The 4,185-nt window shown below is 41.4% G+C and carries 4 protein-coding genes; all 4 read left to right on the forward strand.

Annotated features, from left to right (window positions below; translation table 11 throughout):
- Positions 1-12: 12 nt before the first annotated feature.
- The 4 genes from SKC37_RS07605 to SKC37_RS07620 all read left to right on the forward strand — a co-directional run bounded on the left by SKC37_RS07605 (position 13) and on the right by SKC37_RS07620 (position 4,076).
- Positions 13-324, forward strand: a complete 312-nt coding sequence (locus tag SKC37_RS07605; RefSeq protein ID WP_130895608.1) for a helix-turn-helix domain-containing protein — start codon at positions 13-15, stop codon at positions 322-324.
- A 5-nt stretch (positions 325-329) separates the two neighbouring features.
- Positions 330-1,586: a type II toxin-antitoxin system HipA family toxin gene (locus tag SKC37_RS07610; protein ID WP_377980899.1), complete on the forward strand. Its 1,257-nt coding sequence runs from the start codon at positions 330-332 to the stop codon at positions 1,584-1,586.
- Between the two features lie 50 nt (positions 1,587-1,636).
- Positions 1,637-2,830: a hypothetical protein gene (locus SKC37_RS07615; protein WP_377980900.1), complete on the forward strand. Its 1,194-nt coding sequence runs from the start codon at positions 1,637-1,639 to the stop codon at positions 2,828-2,830.
- A gap of 88 nt (positions 2,831-2,918) precedes the next feature.
- Complete coding sequence (locus SKC37_RS07620) at positions 2,919-4,076, forward strand: helix-turn-helix domain-containing protein (RefSeq protein ID WP_377980901.1); 1,158 nt, start codon at positions 2,919-2,921, stop codon at positions 4,074-4,076.
- The last annotated feature ends 109 nt before the right edge of the window (positions 4,077-4,185 follow it).

A 4,185-nucleotide genomic window follows, 5' to 3' on the forward strand; every position in this document is an offset into this window, starting at 1 on the left:
ATATTTAATGTTATGGCGAATTCAGGATTTCCACTTATGCCTAAATACCAACGAATTTTGAGTGGTATGGGCGAGAATATTAAGCTAGCGCGTTTGCGCAGAAAATTGAGCGCAGAGCAAGTGGCTATGCGGGCAGGGATCAGTCGTCCTACGCTTGTTTCGATTGAAAAAGGGGTGGATTCTGTCAGTATGGGGGCGTATTTTATGGTATTGCACGTGCTAAATTTATCGTCTGACTTTTTGCTTCTAGCGAAGGATGATGTGTTGGGAAGGAGATTACAGGATTTGGAATTAGTGACAAAGCAACGCGCGCCTAAAAAATAAGAAAGATGGCTTATCGAAGTGTTTTTGTATATGCTGATTGGGAGGGTTTGCCAGAGGAGAAAATGCTCATGGGTCAACTGCAATCGGAACTATTGCGAGGAAAAGAGGTATTTTCTTTTGTTTATTCGAAGGAATGGTTGTCGAGTAATTTTGCGCAAATATTGGATCCCGATTTAATTTTTAGTGAGGGTTTGCAGTATTTGAGTGATGATAAAACGAATTTTGGTTTGTTTTTAGATTCATCGCCGGATCGCTGGGGAAGAGTTTTGTTGCGCAGGAGGGAGGCGGCTATGGCGCGCTTGGAAAAAAGGGCTATGCAAAATTTGACCGAACTGGATTTTCTGTTGGGAGTTTTTGATGGAAATCGGATAGGGGGATTGCGTTATAAAAGGGAAATGAATGGATCTTTTTTGGACGATAACAAACAGTATGCGGTTCCGGCCTGGACTTCCATTAGAGAATTAGAACAAATAAGTTTGCGTTTAGAAAGCGAGGAAGCGGTTCAGGATCCTGATTATTTGCGGTGGTTAAGCTTATTAGTGGCGCCTGGATCTTCCTTAGGGGGCGCTCGCCCAAAAGCAAGTGTTGCAGATGTGAACGGGCACCTTTGGATCGCCAAATTCCCCAGTGGACAAGATACGTTTGATGTAGGTGGCTGGGAATTGGTAACGCATCGTTTGGCTTTAAAAGCAGGCCTTGAAATGGCTGAGGCAAAAGCTAAAATCTATTCGACAAAGCACCATACTTTTTTAACTAAACGCTTTGATCGTACAAGTGCTGGCAAAAGAAAACATTTTGCTTCTGCGATGACACTTTTAGGCTATTCCGATGGACAAGATGGCGCTAGTTATCTTGAATTAGCTGATTTTATCATACAACAGGGTGCGAACGTTTCGAGTGATTTAGTCCAATTGTGGAGACGAATGGCCTTTTCTATTGCCGTTTCTAATGTGGATGATCACCTTAGAAATCACGGTTTTTTGTGGTCCAAAGAGGGATGGATTTTATCCCCGGCTTATGATATTAATCCCGTTGAAACAGGTACCGGTCTTCATTTAAATATCTCTGATGTGGATAATGCGTTGGATTGGGATCTACTCAGAGAGACCGCGCCATTCTTTAGAATAGAAGCAGAGCGAGCAGAAAAGATTATTGTAGAAGTGAAAACTGCCGTTCAGGGCTGGGAGAAAGAAGCAAAAGCTGTTGGAATTCCTTTATTAGAGCGTGATTTAAAAGCAAATGCGTTTCGAATGGCTTTCTAAATGTAAAGTCTAAATAAGTTGTAAAATCACAACTTATCGTGTCAAAATTCATGCTATATTTCGATTTAAAACAAAACACCACCTTGCTAACCATCGTTGAACTATTCTATGATTTCGTGATCTCCACGCTGGTGGGATTGTTCGGCCTGCACCTGATTACGAAGAAGGGCATGCTGGCGTCGAAGTTTTTAGGGCTGTTTTTCTTGGTTTTTTGCTTTCGCATTTTTATCGCCTATTTTGTGACAGATGGACGTTTAGTTCAACATCCTGGTTTTATTCATGCCTATTCGCCGTTTCATTTTTTAGCTCCGGTTATATCCTTTTTGTTTGTTTATTTTATGCTCTATCCACAGCGTAAAATGGCTTGGTGGCATGGACTTTTGTTTTTGCCTTTTGTACTGCACTTGCTGGAATTACTTCCGTTTTTTCTGGGGCCGGTGGAAAACAAAGTGAAAGAAGTAGGGCTCATCATGAAGTACCATTCACTGATTAACTATCCGAGCGACGTCAGTTATTTTTCTCCCCAAACCTTAGCTACCTTAAAGGTGAGTAATACGTTGCTTGGGGCGGTGGTCAGTTTTATTTTGGTCCTCATTTTCATCCGAAAAAATAGTTACAAAAGTAGTTTTGTTTTGAACTGGTTGCTTGCCTATACGAGCTTAAGTCTACTGTCCATTGTATTCATTATTGCCTACGTAATGGGTATCATCGGGTTTAATAATCTACAATTCTCCTATGCAGATTTGCTGATGCATTTAGCTGCATTCCTGAATGTAGGGGTTGTCTTATATCGTCCGGCTTTGTTAGATACCGTTACTTTCCAAAGCCTGGTGAATCGCTTGCAACCAGAGCAGCGCCGTCCTGAGCCCGATGAGGATGCGGAGAAATTGAAAAAATACGAGGGATTTGCCCAGCGATTAGAGGAGTATTTCGTAGCTCAAAAACCTTTTTTACAAAGCGATGCCAGCTTGGATAATACCGCTAAATCGATTGGTATTTCAGCGCGAGAATTATCGCGTACCACACAGTATATCTACGAATTAAACTATCCAGATTTTGTCAATTCGTGGCGGATCAATTATATCGTAGAGCAGCGTAAACAGCACGAATCATGGAGGAAGATGTCTCAGGACTTGATGGCGGAACAAGCCGGTTTTGGGTCGAGACAAGGGCTTCATAATGCCATTAATAAGCTTCACCACATCACTCCGGCTGCTTTTTTCGCTCAAAAAGACGCCGAATAAATTTTGTCCAATTCTTGTAACATACGTAATATGTTACAGATGTACTTGTCCAATTTTTGTTATTTAGCTTATCATTCAAATGTTCTAAATGTCAAACGTCGGATCTTTGTACCTGTTTTCTTTGGTCAGCTCGCTTTGCGTACTCTTTGGTCTGAATTTTTTGTTCAGAAAGGGGAATCTTGTCGTAGCTAAGATCCTAGCTTCTGAGTTTTTAATTTTAGGGTATTTAGTGGTAGCGGCCTATTATTTAATGCCGGAGAATATTGTCGAGACACCTTATTTTTTCAGAACGGTTGCACCCCTGTTTTATTTGTTACCCCCTTTGAATTTCTTGTTTCTTTGGTATTTATTTCATCCCAAAGCCAAGTTCAAAAAAATTCACCTGTTCTTTGCCCTACCTTTTCTTTTACAGTTAGTGGAGAACTTGCCCTTTTATTTAAGTTCGAAGGCTACGAAAATAACAGAGATAAAGTGGATGCTCGCACAGGGGGATTTCTTTGCTTTTAGTCCGCGCTTCATGTGGTTTGATCCGATTTGCCATGTGTATGCGAAGTTTGTGATGTATGCTATTTTCTATGTTGCGATGGTCTATTATTATTGCCGCTTTAGGATGGCGAAGCAGAACCAAATTTTGTTCCAAAAAGGGATTTTCCATTTCTGGGTCATTGGGATTTTGATTTTTCGATTTTGTACGCTGTTCTATATTTGGTACACGTTCATCTTTACCGATCATGGAAAGACCTCGTTCATTACTACGGATTATCTCTTAATTGCGGAGTTTGTTTTCCATCTGTTTTACTTAGCGATTAATCCCAAATTATTGGATGTCAAAATCCTCGCCGAGAATTTACGTGGTCCGGAAAAAGAGGAAAGTGTACTTACGGCAGACGAGGAGAATCGACTCTGCGCTTTAGCGGATAAGATAGAAGAGTATTTCAAAACCACGGAGGTCTTTCTAAATTCACAATTAACGGCGGAATTATTGGGTTCATTAACGGGCAATCCGCACCGATCCATCGGCCAGGCGATTAAATGTAAGTATGGCATTTCCTTCCGTGATTATTTGAACAATTACCGGATTGCCTACATCGAGGAGAAGCTAAGTGACCCCGCTTATTTAGCCAAATCGTCCATCGAAACGATCGCCGAAGCGTCCGGTTTCGGTTCACGCCAAAGCTTCTACACCGCCTTCAAGAAAGCCAAAGGATGCACCCCAAAGGAGTATTTCAACTCCAGAATAGGTTAGATTATTCGTCCAAATTCTGTCAAAGGCGCTTTTTTTGACAAATCCCCCCACCCCGTTTCACTTTCTTTGTTTGCCGAATTGTATTATTTCAACATCGGCAGACTGATAT

This window comes from Aquirufa esocilacus (genome assembly GCF_042715595.1).
Classification (GTDB): Bacteria; Bacteroidota; Bacteroidia; order Cytophagales; family Spirosomataceae; genus Aquirufa; species Aquirufa esocilacus.